Source organism: Acidovorax sp., assembly GCF_021287135.1.
Lineage (GTDB): Bacteria > Pseudomonadota > Gammaproteobacteria > Burkholderiales > Burkholderiaceae_C > Acidovorax.
Genome location: NZ_JAJTBB010000012.1, coordinates 1 through 16,434, shown reverse-complemented (window position 1 = coordinate 16,434; position 16,434 = coordinate 1). Strand labels below are relative to the sequence as shown.

Sequence of the window (16,434 nt, the reverse complement as noted above, 5' to 3'; positions counted from 1 at the left end):
CACGGCGATGGAGTTCTACCGGGCCGTGGCGGCCGACGACATGGCCACGCAGCACCGGCTGCTCAAGGAGTTCTTCATGCCGTACCTGGCCATCCGCAACCGGGTGGAGGGCTACGGCGTGTCCATCATCAAGGCCGGCGCACGCATCGTGGGGCGTGACGGGGGGCCGGTGCGCGCGCCGCTGGTGGACCTCAAGCCGCAGGAGATGGAGGCACTCAAGGCGCTGATCGACAAGCTCGGGCCGCAGTGAGCGCGGCCGGCTGATTCCTTTCCCCACCCACGTCCGAGACCCCGCAGAGGGTCTTCCATCACTACTTTCGGAGACACACCCATGTTCCTTGCCAAGAAACTATTGCTCGTTGCTGCCGCCTGCGGCGTTGTCGTTGCGGCGTCCGCTCAGACCGGCGCGCCAACAGCCGCCGCCTGGCCCGACAAACCCGTGACCATCGTCGTTCCGTTCCCGGCCGGCGGCTCCACCGACATGGTGGCCCGCGCCATGGCCCAGCACATGGGCGACAAGCTGGGCCAGAACTTCGTGGTGGACAACCGCCCCGGTGCCACGGGCACGCTGGGGGCCGGCATGGTCAAGCGCGCGCCGGCCGATGGCTACACGCTGCTGGTGTCGTCGCTCGGCGCCTTTGTCGTGGCGCCGCACCTGCTCAAGACCGTACCCTACGACGCCCTCAAGGACTTCGACTACATCACCGTGCCGGTTCAGGCGCCCAATGTGCTGGTCGCCGCGCCCGGCCAGAAGGCGCGCACCGTGAAGGAGGTGATCGCCCAGCTCAAGGCCAACCCGGGCAAGGTGAGTTTTGCCAGCTCGGGCAACGGCTCGTCGGACCACCTCTCCGCCGAGGTGTTCTGGCAGCAAACGGGCACGGAAGGCCTGCACATTCCCTACAAGGGCGGCGCTCCGGCCATCAACGACCTGCTGGGCGGGCAGGTGGAGTTCTCGTTCCAGAACGTCAACGCCGTGCTGCAGCACATCCGCGCGGGCAAGCTGCACGCCATTGCCGTGACGGGCGACCAGCGCAGCCCCGTTCTTCCGGATGTTCCCACGCTGGCCGAGGCGGGCGTGACCGGTGCCGAGGTGTATTCGTGGCAAGGCATGGCCGCGCCCAAGGGCCTGCCGCCTGCGATCAAGAAGAAGCTGTCGGACGCCGCCATTGCCGCCATGAACGACCCTGCCGTGAAGAAGCGCATGCTCGACCAGGGTCTGGAGATTGTGGCCAGCACGCCCGAGGCCTTCACGGCTTACCAGGCGAAGGAATTTGCCCGTTGGAAAACGGTCATCGAAACCCGCAAGATCACGGCAGACTGATCTTTTCTTGAGGCGCCTTTGCGCGCCTCTTTCATGTTTTCGCCCACCCATGACCACTACCTCCATTCCTCCTGCCACCAGCACTCCCGTCATCACCGAACTGCGCGTGGTGCCCGTGGCGGGCCACGACAGCATGCTCATGAATCTGAGCGGCGCGCACGGCCCGTTCTTCACGCGCAATCTGCTCATCCTGCGGGACAGCGCCGGCAACACCGGTGTGGGCGAGGTGCCCGGCGGCGAGAAGATCCGCCAGACCCTTGAGGACGCACGGCCCCTCATCGTGGGCCAGCCCATCGGCCACTACAACGCCGTGCTCCATGCCATGCGCGCCCAGTTCGCTGACCGCGACGCGGGCGGGCGCGGCCTGCAGACCTTTGACCTGCGCATCACCATCCATGCGGTGACGGCGGTGGAGTCGGCGTTTCTGGACCTGCTGGGCCAGCACCTGGGCGTGCCCGTGGCCGCGCTGCTGGGCGAGGGTGTACAGCGCACCTCGGTGCAGATGCTGGGGTATCTGTTTTATGTGGGCGACCGCAGCAAGACCGACCTGGGCTACCGCACCGAGCCCGGGGCCGACAACGAATGGTTCCGGCTGCGCAACGAAAAGGTCATGACGGCCGAGGGCATCGTGCGCCTGGCTGAGGCTGCGTACCAGCGCTATGGTTTTGCCGACTTCAAGCTCAAAGGCGGTGTGCTGCGCGGTGAGGAAGAGGTCGAGGCCATCCGCGCACTGCACGAGCGCTTCCCTGAGGCGCGCGTAACGCTCGACCCCAACGGCGGCTGGCTGCTGAAGGATGCCATTCGCCTCACGCGCGACCTGCACGGCGTGATGGCCTATGCCGAAGACCCCTGCGGCGCCGAAGGCGTGTTCTCCGGCCGCGAGGTGATGGCCGAGTTCCGCCGCGCCACGGGCCTGCCCACGGCCACGAACATGGTGGCCACCGACTGGCGCGAAATGGCGCACAGCCTGGCCCTGCAGTCGGTGGACATTCCGCTGGCCGACCCGCACTTCTGGACTCTGGCCGGATCGGTGCGTGTGGCACAGATGTGCCAAGCCTTTGGCCTGACCTGGGGCTCGCACTCCAACAACCACTTCGATGTATCGCTGGCCATGTTCACCCATGTGGGCGCTGCAGCGCCCGGGCGCGTCACCGCCATCGACACGCACTGGATCTGGCAGGACGGCGAACGGCTGACGAAGCAGCCATTCCAGATCAGGAATGGTTTCATTGACCTGCCCCAAAAGCCCGGCCTGGGTGTGGAGCTGGACATGGACGCGGTGGAGCGCGCCCACCGCCTGTACCTGCAGCACGGCCTGGGCGCACGCGACGATGCGATGGCCATGCAGTACCTGATCCCGGGCTGGAAGTTCAACAACAAGTCGCCTTGCATGGTGCGCTGAGGCGGGCAAGAAAAGACAAAGCCCTCCAGCGGGAGGGCTTTGCGCAGGCAGCAGGGCAGGGGATCAGGCCATCCGGTCCTCGGTCCGGCGGCGCGGTAACTGGCGTTTGATGGAAGGCCGCTGGAGCCGCTGCTTGGGGTCTGCGCCGTCGGGCAGGCCCGGTGCGCGCTGCAGTTGCAGGTGGGCCACCAGACCCCCGCTGGTGGAGTTGGCCAGGGCGAAGATGCCGCCCATGCGCTGCACCGTCTTGTCGACGATGGACAGGCCCAGCCCCGCGCCGGCTGCCGCGGTGCGGGCGGAGTCCCCGCGGAAAAAGGGCTTGGTCAGGTTGGACAGCTGTTCCGGCGGAACGCCCGGGCCGTGGTCGCGCAGCTTGACCAGCACCCAGTTCTCCCGGCCCTTGGCGGCAATTTCAACGCTGGTGATGCCGGTGTCCTCGTTCTTGCCGTACCGGCGCGCGTTTTCCAGCAGGTTAGAGATCACACGCGCCAGTTCCACCTCGTCGGCGAGCACGTTCAGATCCTCGGGCACCGCCATGGTGATCTGCAGTTCGCGGTGGTCCTGCACGGCATACACGCAGGAGGACACCACCGCATGCAGGTTCACCGGCGTGAGGGTCACATGGTCGGGCCGGGCGTAGTCCAGGAACTTGTCGATGGTGGCGTCCAGCTGCACGATGTCCGCCACCATGTGCTCGCGCGCCACCTCGTCGGTCACGCTCATCTCGGTTTCCAGGCGCAGGCGCGCCAGCGGGGTGCGCAGGTCGTGCGAGATGCCAGCCAGCATCACCGCACGGTCCTGCTCCAGCTTGGCGAGCTTTTGCGCCATGCGGTTGAAGCCGATGTTCACCTCGCGGATCTCGCTGGTCACCACTTCTTCATCCAGGTGGCTGGCGGCAAAGTCGCCGTCCTTAACGCGGTTGGCGGCATAGGACAGCTGCTTGAGCGGCCGGTTGATGAGCCGTGCGATGGCGGCTGCACCGGCCAGGGACAGCGCAGCGGCGGTGATGAGCCAGATCAGCCAGGTGCGCCCGCCGGCCGGGCTGAACCGTGAGCGGTCCATCAGCAGCCAGTTGGGGTCCCCGTTGATGTTGAAGCCCACCCACAGCCCCGTTTCTCCATTCACGTTCTGCGCGACGATGGTGTCCGGCCCCAGCCGCTGGGTGAGCTCGTCGGTGAGCCGGTTGCCCAGGGCCGAGCCTTCCAGCAGTTCGAATTTGTCGGTGGGCTCGCGCGGCAGGATGCGCACACCCTCCTGGTCGGCCATGGTCTTGATGAGCGACACGCGCGCAATGGCGTCCGAGTGCACCAGCGCGGCGCGGCTCAGGTTGACCAGGGACGCGATCTGCTGCGCGGTCTGCAGCGTGCGCGGCTCAAACTCCAGCGCTCGCAGCGTCTGCAGCCAAGCCAGAATGCTGCCCACCAGCAGCAGCGCCAGCAAAAAGAACGTGCGCCAGAACAGGTTCAGCCCGACGCGGGCCCGCTGCTCGCGCGCCTGCCGCAGCGACTCCAGGGGGGCGGGGCTGGTGGCTTCAGGCTGGGCGGCCATGGAGGACTGGAACGACGACGATCTGGACCACAGGGGTTCGCCGGATTTGGGCATACGGGAACGAGCAGGGCTCAGCTCGTTCCGTCCGGCACGAACACATAGCCGACACCCCACACCGTCTGGATATAGCGCGGTGCGGCGGCGTCCACCTCCACCAGTTTGCGAAGGCGCGAGACCTGGACGTCCAGGCTGCGGTCAAACGGCTCGAATTCGCGGCCACGCGCCAGAAGCGCCAGCTTTTCGCGCGACAGCGGCTGGCGCGGGTGGCGCACCAGGGCCTTGAGCATGGCAAATTCGCCGGTGGTCAGGGGCAGTTCCTCGCCGTTGCGCTGCAGGGCGCGCGTACCCAGGTCGAAGGTGAAGGGGCCGAAGGTGACCACTTCGTTATCGCCCGACGGGGCGCCCGGGGCTTCCTGCGCGGGGCGGCGCCGCAGCACGGCGTGGATGCGCGCCAGCAGCTCGCGCGGGTTGAACGGCTTGCCCAGGTAGTCGTCCGCGCCCACTTCCAGGCCCACGATGCGGTCCACGTCCTCACCCTTGGCGGTGAGCATGATGATGGGGGTGCGGTCATTGGCGGCACGCAAGCGTCGGCAGATGGACAGGCCGTCCTCGCCGGGCATCATCAGGTCCAGCACGATGATGTCCACGGTCTCGCGCAACAGCAGGCGGTTGAGCGCCTTGCCATCCTCCGCAACCATGACTTCGAAGCCTTCCTGGGTCAGGTAGCGGCGCAGCAGATCGCGGATGCGTGCATCGTCATCCACCACCAGAACTTTGTCAGTGCGATTGGTTGTTGTGGCCATCTTGTTCCCAAGTCCAATTTGTAACAGAGCCGATTCTGACCACTTGGAACGCCGAAGTTCGGGTTTTCCGGCCGCCTTTGACCAACTGTTACAAGTTTTGCCCGGGTTCGCAGCGGGAGGGTAGGGGCTTCATCGTGCAGACAAGTGGCTGCGGTTAAGGTGCTGCCTGGCACTGCGCACGCCGGTGCCTCACCCAGAAGAAGAGGACTTTCATATGCTGAGGATTACTATAAAACTGATAGCTGCCAGCGCTTTTATTTTCAGCGCTGGCGCCGTTTCTGCCCAAACCGTTGTGGCCCCGGAGCCGCGCAATGTGGTGCAACTGTCGGCCACGGGCACGGTAGAGGTGCAGCAGGACCTGCTGGTGCTCAACCTTGCGACCAGCAAGGAGGCCACCGATGCGGCCACGGTGCAGTCCCAGCTCAAGCAGGCGCTGGACGCAGCCCTGGCCGAAGCCAAGCGCAATGCCCAGCCGGGCCAGATGGACGTGCGCACGGGCCCCTTCGGCCTGTACCCCCGGTACGGCAAGGACGGCAAGATCAACGGCTGGCAGGGCCGGGCCGAGCTGGTGCTGGAAGGGCGCGATTTCGCCCGCATCACGGCCACGGCGGGCAGGATCCAGACGCTGGCCATCAGCCAGGTCGGGTTCGACCTGTCCCGCGAGGCCCGCGCCAAGGTGGAAGGCGAGGCCCAGACCCTGGCCATCGAGCAGTTCAAGTCCCGCGCCGCCGAACTGGCCAAGGGCTTCGGCTTCAGTGCCTACAGCCTGCGCGAGGTGGCTGTGAACAGCAATGAGGCGATGCCCGGGCCGCGCCCGCGCATGATGGCCGCGGAGGCGAAGATGAGTTCGTTTGCCGACGCCCCGGTGCCCGTCGAAGCGGGCAAGGCGCAGGTGGTGGTCAACGTGTCGGGGTCGGTGCAGATGCGCTGAGACGTCATCCGCAGCGATTTGGATGAAAACGGCTGCTAGCGCTTGTGGGGTAAGCGCTAGCAGCTATGTTTATTGTAGCAATCTGCGCCGGCGCGGCCCAGGCCGGCCGCTGCCGCGCAGGGGCTGCCCCGCTGCGCTGGCGGGGTGCCCCTCTCCGCACCGCGCAGCGGTGGGAGAGAAGTGGAAAGGCGCCGAAGGTGCCCCACGGGGAGTGGCTTTTACTGCGCGGCCCAGCCGCCGTCCATGTTCCACGCCACGCCACGCACGTTGTTGGCGGCCGGCGAGCAGAAGAAGACGGCCAGCTCGCCCAGTTCTTCGGGCGTGGTGAATTGCATCGAGGGTTCTTTTTCACCCAGCAGCAGCTTCTTGGCGTCCTCATTCGACAAGCCATGCTCCGCCGCCTTGGCATCCACCTGTTTTTGCACCAGCGGCGTCAGGACCCAGCCGGGGCAGATCGCGTTGCAGGTCACGCCGGTGGTGGCGTTTTCCAGGGCCATCACCTTCGTCAGGCCCACGATGCCGTGCTTGGCCGCCACGTAGGCAGACTTCTGTGCCGAGCCGACCAGGCCGTGCACCGAGGCCACATTGATGATGCGGCCCCAGTTCGCGGCCTTCATGGCGGGCAGCGCCAGGCGCGAGGTGTGGAAGGCGCTGGTGAGGTTGATGGCGATGACCGCGTCCCAGCGCTCCACCGGGAAATCCTCCACGTTGGCCACGTGCTGGATGCCCGCGTTGTTCACCAGGATGTCCACGCGCCCGAACCGTTGGGCGCTGAACTTCATCATGTCTTCGATATCGGCCGCGCGGCTCATGTCGGCCCCGTGGTAGTCAACCTGAACGCCCGCGGCCTGGCCTGCGGCCAGCACTTCCGCGCGCGGCCCGTCCACATCGCCGAAGCCGTTGAGCACCACATTCGCCCCCTGGCGGGCCAGGGCCTTGGCGATGCCAAGGCCGATGCCGCTGGTGGAGCCGGTAACGAGGGCAGTTTTGCCTTTCAGCATGAGAGTCTCTCCGAATGAATTACGATGCCACGCAAAGACAGATCGGCGCGCAAGCCGTGGCAATGCAGCCGAGTTTCGCCCTGCATTATCAAGCGCTGCCCGCGCAATTCGCCCTCCATGATTGAACCTACGCTGAACTACGTACCGTGCCCTGGACCAGGGGGCCCGGCAGCATCCGCCGGCGCTGCGCCGGCCACGGGCGCCACCCACCGAATGGCCTATTGGGAGTGGAACGCCACCGGCAACCCGCGGCATCCGCATGTGGTGGTGTGCGTGCACGGGCTGTCCCGCCAGGGGCGGGATTTCGACACCCTGGCACGCACGCTGAGCGCGCACGCGCGCGTGGTCTGCCCCGACGTGGTCGGGCGCGGGCAGAGCGATTGGCTGGCGGACCCCATGGGCTACCAGATCCCGCAGTACGCGGCCGACATGCTGGCGCTGCTGGCGCAACTGCACCAGCAAGCGCCCATTGGCACGCTGGACTGGGTGGGCACCAGCATGGGCGGGCTCATCGGCATGGGCATTGCCGGCCAGCCGGGCCTGCCGCTGCCGGCGCCTGTGCGCCGGATGGTGCTCAACGACGTGGGACCCGCCATCGAATGGCAGGCGCTGCAGCGCATCGGCCTGTACCTGGGGCAGCCCGTGCGGTTTGCGACCCTGCAGGAGGCGGCCGACGCCATGTGGGCCATTTCCACCAGCTTTGGGCCGCACACGCCGGAGCAATGGCTGGCGCTGTCGCGCCCCATGGTGCGCCCGCTGCCAGATGGCGGCGTCACCCTGCATTACGACCCCGCCATCGCCGTGCCCTTCCGCGCCCTGACGCAGGAGGCCGCCACGGCCGGTGAAGCGGCGCTATGGCAGCTGTACGACCACATCGCGGCGCAGACGCTGCTGCTGCGGGGGGCACAGTCAGACCTGCTGTCGCGCCCCACGGCGCAGTCCATGGCGCAGCGCGGGCCCCGCGCACGCGTGGTCGAGTTCGAGGGCGTGGGGCATGCGCCCACGCTGGTGGCTGCGGACCAGGTTGCAGTGGTGGCCGATTTTCTGCTGGCCGCCGAAGGTGCTGTGCGCGCATGAAGACCAACCCTGCCGCACTGGCCACGGTGGCGCCCCAGGGCGACGCCGTCCCCCAGCTCATTACCGCCACGGCGCACACGCTGCCGGAGCAGGTGAACGCCCTGGCGCGCGCGCGTGCGTTTGCCGAACCGCTCATCGCCGGCGAAACGCTGGATTCCGGTGAGAACACGCTGGCGCACGCGGATGCGGTGGCCGCCATCCTGAAGAACATCGGCGGCTCGGAGGCCATGCAGGCCGCGAGCTACCTGGTGCACGCCTGCGTACACCTCAACAAGCCCGAGGAGGTCATTGCCAAGGCCTTTGGCGATAACTTTGCCGCCCTGGCGGTGGAGACCACCAAGCTGATGCGCGTGCAGCGCCAGGCCCGCGGCGCCGAGCCGCTGGACGACCCCGCCGTGCAGACCGAGAACGTGCGCAAGATGCTGCTGGCGTTCTCGCGCGACCTGCGGGTGGTGATGCTGCGCCTGGCCTCGCGCCTGCAGACCTTGCGTTTCCACGCTGCGTCCAAGCGGCCCGTGTCCCCCAGCCTGGCGCGCGAATCGCTGCAGGTGTTTGCACCGCTGGCCAACCGGCTGGGCATCTGGCAGGTGAAGTGGGAGCTGGAAGACCTGTCCTTCCGTTTCCTGGAGCCCGAGACCTACAAAGAGGTGGCCCGTCTGCTGGACGAGAAGCGCGGCGAGCGCGAGGTCTACATGGAGCAGTTGCGCGGCCGGCTGGAGAGCGAGCTGCGCGCGCGCAGCATCAGCGCCACGGTGGCGGGGCGGCCCAAGCACATCTACAGCATCGTCAAGAAGATGCGCGGCAAATCGCTCAACTTTGACCAGGTGTTCGACATCCGCGCGCTGCGCGTGGTGGTCCCCACGGTGAAGGACTGCTACGCGGCCCTGAGCTGGGTGCATGAGCAGTTCAAGCCCATCGTCGAAGAGTTCGACGACTACATCGCCAAGCCCAAGCCCAATGGCTACCAGTCGCTGCACACCATCGTGCGCGACGACAACGGCAAGCCCATCGAGATCCAGATCCGTACCCAAGCCATGCACGAACACGCCGAGCATGGCGTGGCGGCACACTGGGCTTACAAGGAGGCCGGCAGCAAGGGGTATGCGGGCGTGTCGGCCAGCGGCGAATACGACGCCAAGATCGCGGTGCTGCGCCAGTTGCTGGCGTGGGAACGCGACCTGGCAGGCGCCGTGCACAACAAGGGGCTGTTTGAAGACCGCATCTACGTGCTGACGCCCGACGCGGCCGTGGTGGAGCTGCCCCAGGGCGCAACGCCGGTGGACTTTGCCTATGCCGTGCACACGAGCGTGGGGCACCGTTGCCGCGGCGCGCGGGTGGACGGCGCCATGGTTCCGCTCAACACGTCGCTGCAGAACGGCCAGACGGTGGAGATCACCACCGTCAAGGAAGGGCGCCCTTCACGCGACTGGCTCAATGCCGAGCTGGGCTACCTCACCAGCCACCGGGCGAAGGCCAAGGTGCGCGCCTGGTTCAACGCCCAGGCCACCCACGAAACAGTGGCCAAGGGGCGGGACGCGGTGGAGAAACTCCTGCAGCGCGAGGGCAAGACGGCCATCAAGCTCGACGACCTGGCTGCCCAGCTGGGCTTCAAATCGGCGGACGCGCTCTTCGAAGTCGTGGGCAAGGACGAGTTCTCGCTGCGCAACATCGAGACGGTGCTGCGCCCGCCGGAGCCCGTCATTGCGCCCGACGAATACCTTCTGCTCAAGAAAACGCGCACCAGCGAAGCCTCGCCCAAGGGCGGGGTGCTGGTCGTGGGGATCGACTCGCTGATGACCCAGCTGGCCAAGTGCTGCAAGCCGGCACCCCCCGATCTGATCCGCGGTTTTGTCACCCGGGGCAAGGGCGTGAGCGTGCACCGCGCGGACTGCAGCAACTTCCGCGAGATGGCCGCGCGCAACATGGAGCGCGTCATCGACGTGGCCTGGGGCACCACCTCCAAGACAGCCGCGACGGGCGCCGTGTACCCCGTGGATGTGGCGGTGGAGGCCGCGGACCGCCAGGGCCTGCTGCGCGACATTTCCGAAGTGTTCGCCCGTGAAAAGACCAACGTGATCGGCGTGCAGACGCAGTCCATCAAGGGCACGGCGTGGATGACCTTCACCGTGGAGGTCTCCGATTCGGGACGGCTGAACAAGGTGCTGGGCATCGTGGCCAGCGTGCCTGGCGTCCGCTCGGCGCGCCGGCGCTGAAGGCCGGCGCGCAAATTGAGGCAGCTTTTGCGAAGGCGCTGATTTTGTGGCTATAATCGTGGTCTTAACAACGACAGGCGCGTAGCTCAGCTGGTTAGAGCACCACCTTGACATGGTGGGGGTCGTTGGTTCGAGTCCAATCGCGCCTACCAAATTCGGTAATGAAATCAACGGCTTAGGAGAAATCCTAGGCCGTTTTTCTTTGACCGCGTCGCGACGAGCGAAGAACATCGCTTGTACGCGCGAGGCGCCCGAGCCGTGGGCTGGGAATCCGACGATGGCCTGCCGGTCGCGCTGCTGGCTCATCCAGCCGTTCAGACAGTCCGTGTTGCCGGTGGCGGGCGAGCGCCTGGGTTCGCAGCAGCCACGGTTCACCACTTGCCGAAAGGTCTTCTCTTCCACCACGGTGGGCTCGTTGATCGGCTCAGGCTGTCGCGGAGAACTCGGCCAGCGGGCCACCGGCATGTGAGATGGAGGCGCTTCAGTGCCGTGTCCCGCAAGTCTTGCGAAATCCCGGCGGTCTAACGTGTGGACCGTCGGGCCCGGCGCCCGCTCAGCAGAGCCACTCCCGCGAGCACCGTGGCGAGGAACGCCAGCCCCCCGTCGGAGAGCGTGGGAATGGAGGCGGCGCCCGCCGCAGCCACGGCCAGGCCGGCCGGATCGTGGATGGTGCCGATGGCGGGGTCGCTGTCGCCCAGACCGTTGTCCACAAGCGAGAACGTCGTGCTGCTTCCCGATACGGTGGCTGGATAGGGCACATAGCTGCCCGAGATCTCCTTGTAGAAGTTCCCGCTGGGCAGAGGCTCCGAATAATTCACGGTCACTGACGCCGTGCCGCTGTTGCAGCCTTGGAGTGTGAGGTCCAGTACGCCGTAGGGAAACCGCACCTGGGCCGGCGCAGCCGCCGCGGTGGGAGCGTTGACGAAACTGGCCGCGGCCACCGAGGTGCAGCCGCTCACGACCAGGGACGCGCTGACGCCGCTCTTGCGCGTCGGGATGGGACCGAACGTCGCGTCGATCACCGCAAAATGGGCCGCCACGCTGCGCGCAGCTACCACGCTGCCCAGAACACAAACGGTGCCGCTGCAGTCGCCGCTCCAGTGGGTGAACGCATAGCCTGGTGCAGCCGTGGCAGTGCAAGTGGCTGAGCCCCCCTGCACGACCGGGTTGGGGCTGCAGCTGACGACCCCCGCGGCCGCCGGGTTGGCCGTCGACGTGATGGCATGCAGCGTGTTGCCAGGCCCGGGATTGCTTCCGCCACCGAGCCCGTCGAACCCTGCGGCGGCAGCGCCGCCCCGCAGCAGGCGTACACGCAGGGCGACCGTCTTTTCCTCGACCCCCACGCTGCCGCTGGCAAAGTCCACCCGCCACGCACCGGACGGCGCCGCTGTAGAGGTGGTGGATGACCAGAAGTCCGCGCCTGCATAGGGCCAGGGAAACACGGGGTCGATCACCGGACTCGCCGTCGCGGAAATATCCACCAGCGACTCCAGCTCGTTCTTGCTGGGCAGACGCCAGTCGTTGTGGCCCAGGTGGTTGGCGGCGTTGGCAGCGGTGGCCGCAGACAGCGCACCTGCCCAGGTGAAGGTATCTGAGCCGGTGGGGGCGCAACTGGTTGAGGCGGCATTCCACGTGCTGCCCCACGCACAACGATCCCAGACGAGGCCGGTGTCGCTGTCTGCCGCAGTGCCGTCACCGTTGGGAACAAAGGAAGCGAACGCGGGAGCCGCACTGGCCGTCACGAGCGCAAGCACCACCCGCAGCGTGGCGACAACACGGCGCAGGCCCGAGATCTGTCTAGTTTTCATGGATCTCAATGCTGATGGTGGCCGGAGCACTGACATTGCCGTCCGGATCCGTCACCGTCAGGGTAAACGTGTCAAACCCGGTGAACGTGGGAACAAACGGGTGATAACAAGCAGAGCCGTACCAGTTGTAGCCGCCGGCCTTGTGGGCAGCAGTGAGGGCGACGGACAGCGAGCCATCCGCTTGCATTTCGCCGAGAAACCCTTGGCGCGGAACGCTTTGGATCGTGACCCGTGGCGCGGGCATCGGCGTGCCGGATGGTGGGGGCCGGAAGTCGGTATCTGCATCCCAAGCTCTCCAGGTAACGGGCACACAGGGAGATCGCCACAGGCCACGCACGCTCACGTCGAGGGCTGTTGGCGCCGAATCGAGAGATATCTCAAAGATGGCAGTGGTCGTGTCCACACCGCCGTTGGCCGTGCCGCCGTCGTCTTTGAGTTCTACCTGGACCCTCGCCAGCCCAGCTGAAGAGACCCAATTCAGCAGGTGCGCGCCCGAACCGTCAATGTAGTCCTCCAGGGTGTACTTGACCGTGAACGAGAGCGTCCCGGTGGCCGGGTCCAGCGTGGGCGGCACATCGAACTCCAGGGCCTTTTGCCCCGTCACGGGCAGCAGCGTGAGGGTGGCCGTCAGGTTCTGTCCTGCTTCATTGGCCGGGCCCGGCGCCACACTGGCCCAGCCGGGCATGACCATGGCCTGAGGGCGCCAGTGGGGATAGGGGGCGGCCTCGGGCGCCATGTAGGGCGCCATGGCGGTTTTGTCGTCCAGATGGACGTTGGCGATGGTGATGCGAGGTGGCTGGTTGACTGCGGCACCCGCAGCCACCAGCCGCAAAGAATGGTCCGCGCCCTGGGCCTGCGCCAGGGGTGATCCGTCCGCAAAATCGACCGCCCAGGCTTTGGTGGTGTCCAGGCCATAGACGTCGCCGCTCCAGTAGGCGCCAGGGGCGGTGGCGGGGAAGTACACGGTGTCGATCGCGGGTTGCGCGGAGCCGTTGTGCACGATGGACAGCAACTCCCGCCGCGTGGGCAGGCGCCAGCCCTGCGTTTGTCCGCAGTGGTGGTAGCCGGCAGCCGCGGCAGCGGCGGCTGTCCAGGTCGAGGCCAGGGTTTCCGTGGACCAGACGAGCCCCGTCACGTTGTCGCGCACACAGGCGTGCGCACCGGGGGATACGGGCTGGCCCGCAGCGTCCAGCGCGGTGAAATCGAATCCCGCCGCGCCTCCACCGGTCTTGACGAGCGTACCGGCCGCCGCCTGCGCGTCACGTCCGAAACGTGCGTCCTGGCGCGGGTAGGGCGCCGTATCCCCAGTATGGGCCTGGGTGCAAGCCACCGGGCTGGAGCCGTCGAAGCACTGGCTCAGGCCGGTGTCGTTCAGACCCGCTGAAATGCTGGCGAGCGGCGTGATGCCCGCGGCCACGCAGCCGAGCGCCGCCAGCGTCTTGCGCGGTCCGCTCAGGGTCAAGCACGAGAAAATCTGGCCCATGGCAAAGGAGGGAAGCAATGCGTTGGTGGGGTGACGGACACCCATTCCACCGGCAGGGCGGACAGGGTGCACGGGGCGCGGCGGGCCTTCTGGGAGCCGGCGCGGCTTGTAATCTTAGGTTACATGTGGCGCAGCGCAAGCGTTTTCGTATCGGCCTCTTCACGCGCAGTACCGATGTTCCCTGCAGACAACGCCGGCAATGGTGCCGTTCCGAAGCGTGAGGCTCACGGGCCGGTGTGCACGAAGCACAGCTTATGGCCCTCAGGGTCCAGGCAGTACGCCGCATAGAAGTCCGGGGCGTATCGGGGTCGCAAGCCGGGCTTGCCAACATCTGTAGCGCAATGGCGGAGGGCCGCGTTCCACGCCGCGTCCACCTCATCCCTGGACGCGCAAAGCAAGCTGATCTGAGAGCCGTTGGCCGTCGTGGCAGGCTTGCCGTCGAACGGTTCATTCAGCACGAACTGCGGCCAGCGCAAGCCGGGGTTGGGCCAGACAACGCCGGCAGGGCCCATGCGCTCCAGGCTTGTGAACCGGCTGAGCCCCACCTCAGCGAGCACCGCGTCATAGAAGGCGACCATCGCCCTCAGATTGCGGACGCCGAGTTGGACATGTGCATACATCACGCAAAGGTCAGCGCAATTCGCCCCATACCGAGCCGGATTCACCGTTGAGCACATCCGAAACCAGGAGCATCAGCAAACGCTGGCGCATTTCGTCGTCGGGGTCGGTCACCTCGAATTCCTCGCCCCCTTCTCGTCGTTGCACCCGCAATTCGACGCCCTCGAAATTGGAATCGGTTTGACCAAGGAGGGACGTGAGTTTTATGAGCCTGTCAAAAGCGGCGTCGGGCGTCGTGCGCGCCACATGGATGGTGATTGGCATAGCGGGGTTTCAATTGTGGAGTTGCCTGAGAGGCGCGAAGCGACTCATCTGCGTCTTCAAGCACAGACTCCACCATCAGCTGAAGCAGGGCGCCCCGGAGCCCGTCCTGGCTATCGACAACGAACGTGCTGCTGCCTTGCGCCAGCGAGATGGCACGCCCCTTGAAATCTCCCTCTTGGTTTCTGAGGGTTGAGACAAGCGCTTCGACCCGAAGATGGTCAGCTAGGGACACGGTCCGGGGCAGGGTGATGGTGATGGCCATGGAGGTTTTCGGACATTGGGGGGGGACGACCGCAGGATCATCCGGTTTCGGGGACGCCCTATGTAGGGAATTTCCTATAAGGCGCACCGAACCGCAGATTTTGTGGAGGATTCCCTACATTGGCGGCCCGTACCGGTCCACAGAGGGGCAGCGCCGCGCGCCGTGGTGGCGACTGGGCCGGTGGCACGGCCTTTTCCTACGGCGCAGGCAGCAGGCCTGTCGCCCACTGGGTTCTTTGCACCAGGAGCCCAGAATGTCCGATCCTTCACCAGACCGCCCTCTTGAAGTCCCGAATGATGTCCCGCGCGAGCCGGGCGAACTCCCGCCGGAGCTGCCGACACCCCTGTCCAACGAGCGCCAGCCCGAGGTGTCCTTTCCTGGCCGGAAGTCGGCCGAGGTGGACTTGGGCGACGCGGATCCGCTGGGCAAGCCGTCCCGGTCCTGAATGGCGCCCCTCCTGACCCGCTGTCGTCCAGGCCGGCGGGTGCGCAGGGCGATCGTCTGACAGCCCCGGGCGGCCAACGGGCCTACCTTGAAGCCCTGTACCCGCCAAGGAGGCTGTGATGGACACCACCAAAGTTCGCAACGCCGGGTTGCCCGACTACCCTGAAAACACCCCCATGAATCCGCCCGCCACGGACCGCCGACGAGCGGTGTGGGTACTGCTGGCGGCGGTTGCCGCGGCCATCGTGCTCGGCGTAGTCCTGTCGCTGTCCGGCCCCAGCGAAGACCCTTATCTGCCCGAAAGCCGCAACGCCGCCGGCGCGCAGGCGCCCGCAGTGGCCGTACCGCCTGCGCGTGCACCCGCGTCCCGCTAGTGCTGGGCCACTTCGGAGGACCGTAGCCGCGTAACGGCGGGGCCTCCGGTTACCCCACCGATTCTTTTCAGAACGGGCGGGACGACGGTATCTGCGCGTATGAAACAAAGCGTTTTTGTCTGACAGGCAGGAGCCCCATGCGTCAGTACTGTCGTGTTACCTCATACGGAGTTCCACCATGAAAACGTCGTCTCGCCATCCAACCCCTGCCTCTCCCGCCTTTGTGGACGTGGATCCCGAGCTGGGCATGTACGACATCCGCGTCTTCTGGATCGCTGCGGTGGCGGCTACGGCAGCGGTGTTGGCAGTGGCCTATTTCAAGATGGGGTATCTCGGCTAGGAGCCTGCTCTTGCTGTGGTTTGCGACCTCTCCCGATCCGCAGCGCGCACCTTCCCGCTCGATTCGAGCGGGGCATTCCTGAAGGCGGGGCCTTTGCTGCCCGCCTGACGTCCCAATACGGGCGCCGCCGCGGCTCTGTCTTCCTGGAGCGGCCGTGCTTGTGCTCAGAAATGCGGCGGAGGATCCTGCACAGGCGGCTCGCCCGGCAGGGGCGGCGGATCGCCCTGCGGAGGTTGCGGGACCCAGGCGGGCGGGTTTTCCACGGGGGGAAACGGCGGCACGGGGGAGGGCGCTGGTGCAGGCAACATGGCGCAGGTCCTTTCGAAATGGAGGGGAACAAGAGGCCACCGTACCGTCTGGTGCGGACCCGGTCTGCCAGCCAACATCCCGACTGCGCTTTTTTATGGTTCTTCACGGATTAGCGGGGTAAGCCACCCCAGAGGCAAAAAAACAGCGGTGACATCTCAAGCAAGATGGTTGTGCGACCAATCATCAAACTTCAGAGCACCGCTGCATGCATAAGAATACAGGCTGGCTGGACCTGT

Annotated in this window: 14 protein-coding genes, 1 tRNA gene and 1 pseudogene; 9 read left to right on the top strand and 7 right to left on the bottom strand. The window is 66.4% G+C overall.

Features of this window, described 5'->3' with window-relative positions; all coding sequences use genetic code 11:
- From LWW96_RS02750 to gudD, 3 genes and pseudogenes are all read left to right on the top strand, one after another.
- Positions 1–250 (top strand): annotated as a pseudogene (locus LWW96_RS02750) (5-dehydro-4-deoxyglucarate dehydratase); the annotation flags it as partial.
- Positions 251–331: 81 nt separating this feature from the next.
- The gene (locus LWW96_RS02745) at positions 332–1,321 is read left to right on the top strand and encodes a tripartite tricarboxylate transporter substrate binding protein (RefSeq protein ID WP_291484133.1); all 990 of its coding nucleotides are present in this window, start codon (positions 332–334) and stop codon (positions 1,319–1,321) included.
- 49 nt (positions 1,322–1,370) lie between these two features.
- Positions 1,371–2,723, top strand: coding sequence for a glucarate dehydratase (gene gudD / locus LWW96_RS02740; RefSeq protein ID WP_291484132.1), 1,353 nt, complete (start codon positions 1,371–1,373; stop codon positions 2,721–2,723).
- Positions 2,724–2,786: 63 nt separating this feature from the next.
- Here gudD and LWW96_RS02735 read toward each other — a convergent pair whose 3' ends face one another.
- Positions 2,787–4,271, bottom strand: a complete 1,485-nt coding sequence (locus LWW96_RS02735; protein WP_291484134.1) for an ATP-binding protein — start codon at positions 4,269–4,271, stop codon at positions 2,787–2,789.
- Positions 4,272–4,342: 71 nt separating this feature from the next.
- Positions 4,343–5,074, bottom strand: coding sequence for a two-component system response regulator OmpR (gene ompR, locus LWW96_RS02730; RefSeq protein ID WP_010460834.1), 732 nt, complete (start codon positions 5,072–5,074; stop codon positions 4,343–4,345).
- Positions 5,075–5,288: 214 nt separating this feature from the next.
- On the opposite strand from ompR, the gene LWW96_RS02725 reads away from it, so the two are divergent.
- Positions 5,289–6,005: an SIMPL domain-containing protein gene (locus LWW96_RS02725; protein ID WP_291484131.1), complete on the top strand. Its 717-nt coding sequence runs from the start codon at positions 5,289–5,291 to the stop codon at positions 6,003–6,005.
- A 218-nt stretch (positions 6,006–6,223) separates the two neighbouring features.
- Here the strand turns inward: LWW96_RS02725 and LWW96_RS02720 are convergent, their stop codons facing one another.
- Complete coding sequence (locus LWW96_RS02720) at positions 6,224–7,006, bottom strand: 3-hydroxybutyrate dehydrogenase (protein WP_291484130.1); 783 nt, start codon at positions 7,004–7,006, stop codon at positions 6,224–6,226.
- A gap of 117 nt (positions 7,007–7,123) precedes the next feature.
- Between LWW96_RS02720 and LWW96_RS02715 the strand changes: the two genes are divergently transcribed.
- From LWW96_RS02715 to LWW96_RS02705, 3 genes are all read left to right on the top strand, one after another.
- Entirely contained in the window at positions 7,124–8,083 is a 960-nt protein-coding gene (locus LWW96_RS02715) for an alpha/beta hydrolase (protein ID WP_291484129.1), read from the top strand.
- A complete protein-coding gene (locus tag LWW96_RS02710; protein WP_291484128.1) occupies positions 8,080–10,296 on the top strand; it encodes a bifunctional (p)ppGpp synthetase/guanosine-3',5'-bis(diphosphate) 3'-pyrophosphohydrolase in 2,217 nt (738 codons plus the stop codon). Before LWW96_RS02715 ends, LWW96_RS02710 begins: the two co-directional genes overlap by 4 nt.
- Positions 10,297–10,371: 75 nt before the next feature.
- A tRNA-Val gene (locus LWW96_RS02705) sits at positions 10,372–10,448 on the top strand.
- A 369-nt stretch (positions 10,449–10,817) separates the two neighbouring features.
- Here LWW96_RS02705 and LWW96_RS02700 read toward each other — a convergent pair.
- The 4 genes from LWW96_RS02700 to LWW96_RS02685 form a co-directional block, all read right to left on the bottom strand.
- The gene (locus LWW96_RS02700; protein WP_291484127.1) at positions 10,818–12,104 is read right to left on the bottom strand and encodes a DUF1566 domain-containing protein; all 1,287 of its coding nucleotides are present in this window, start codon (positions 12,102–12,104) and stop codon (positions 10,818–10,820) included.
- Positions 12,094–13,587 (bottom strand): DUF1566 domain-containing protein, encoded by a 1,494-nt coding sequence (locus tag LWW96_RS02695; RefSeq protein ID WP_291484126.1) that lies wholly within the window; start codon positions 13,585–13,587, stop codon positions 12,094–12,096. The genes LWW96_RS02700 and LWW96_RS02695 overlap by 11 nt, the downstream gene beginning before the upstream one ends.
- 224 nt (positions 13,588–13,811) lie before the next feature.
- Positions 13,812–14,207, bottom strand: a complete 396-nt coding sequence (locus tag LWW96_RS02690) for a VOC family protein (RefSeq protein WP_291484125.1) — start codon at positions 14,205–14,207, stop codon at positions 13,812–13,814.
- Positions 14,208–14,217: 10 nt separating this feature from the next.
- Positions 14,218–14,469, bottom strand: a complete 252-nt coding sequence (locus LWW96_RS02685; RefSeq protein WP_291484124.1) for a hypothetical protein — start codon at positions 14,467–14,469, stop codon at positions 14,218–14,220.
- A gap of 825 nt (positions 14,470–15,294) precedes the next feature.
- Here LWW96_RS02685 and LWW96_RS02680 point away from each other — a divergent pair.
- A complete protein-coding gene (locus LWW96_RS02680; protein ID WP_291484123.1) occupies positions 15,295–15,549 on the top strand; it encodes a hypothetical protein in 255 nt (84 codons plus the stop codon).
- 178 nt (positions 15,550–15,727) lie between these two features.
- Positions 15,728–15,889 carry a hypothetical protein gene (locus tag LWW96_RS02675; RefSeq protein WP_291484122.1) on the top strand — a complete coding sequence of 54 codons (162 nt, stop codon included), beginning with the start codon at positions 15,728–15,730 and terminating at the stop codon, positions 15,887–15,889.
- Positions 15,890–16,434: the final 545 nt, after the last annotated feature.

Excerpts from the sequence above, each read along its gene's own strand:
- LWW96_RS02685 (WP_291484124.1), bottom strand. The coding sequence starts at position 14,469 with ATGCCAATCACCATCCATGTGGCGCGCACGACGCCCGACGCCGCTTTT.
- gudD (WP_291484132.1), top strand. The coding sequence starts at position 1,371 with ATGACCACTACCTCCATTCCTCCTGCCACCAGCACTCCCGTCATCACC.
- LWW96_RS02680 (WP_291484123.1), top strand. The coding sequence starts at position 15,295 with ATGGACACCACCAAAGTTCGCAACGCCGGGTTGCCCGACTACCCTGAA.
- LWW96_RS02735 (WP_291484134.1), bottom strand. The coding sequence starts at position 4,271 with ATGGCCGCCCAGCCTGAAGCCACCAGCCCCGCCCCCCTGGAGTCGCTG.
- LWW96_RS02695 (WP_291484126.1), bottom strand. The coding sequence starts at position 13,587 with ATGGGCCAGATTTTCTCGTGCTTGACCCTGAGCGGACCGCGCAAGACG.
- ompR (WP_010460834.1), bottom strand. The coding sequence starts at position 5,074 with ATGGCCACAACAACCAATCGCACTGACAAAGTTCTGGTGGTGGATGAC.
- LWW96_RS02715 (WP_291484129.1), top strand. The coding sequence starts at position 7,124 with ATGATTGAACCTACGCTGAACTACGTACCGTGCCCTGGACCAGGGGGC.
- LWW96_RS02690 (WP_291484125.1), bottom strand. The coding sequence starts at position 14,207 with ATGTATGCACATGTCCAACTCGGCGTCCGCAATCTGAGGGCGATGGTC.
- LWW96_RS02710 (WP_291484128.1), top strand. The coding sequence starts at position 8,080 with ATGAAGACCAACCCTGCCGCACTGGCCACGGTGGCGCCCCAGGGCGAC.
- LWW96_RS02700 (WP_291484127.1), bottom strand. The coding sequence starts at position 12,104 with ATGAAAACTAGACAGATCTCGGGCCTGCGCCGTGTTGTCGCCACGCTG.
- LWW96_RS02675 (WP_291484122.1), top strand. The coding sequence starts at position 15,728 with ATGAAAACGTCGTCTCGCCATCCAACCCCTGCCTCTCCCGCCTTTGTG.
- LWW96_RS02725 (WP_291484131.1), top strand. The coding sequence starts at position 5,289 with ATGCTGAGGATTACTATAAAACTGATAGCTGCCAGCGCTTTTATTTTC.
- LWW96_RS02745 (WP_291484133.1), top strand. The coding sequence starts at position 332 with ATGTTCCTTGCCAAGAAACTATTGCTCGTTGCTGCCGCCTGCGGCGTT.
- LWW96_RS02720 (WP_291484130.1), bottom strand. The coding sequence starts at position 7,006 with ATGCTGAAAGGCAAAACTGCCCTCGTTACCGGCTCCACCAGCGGCATC.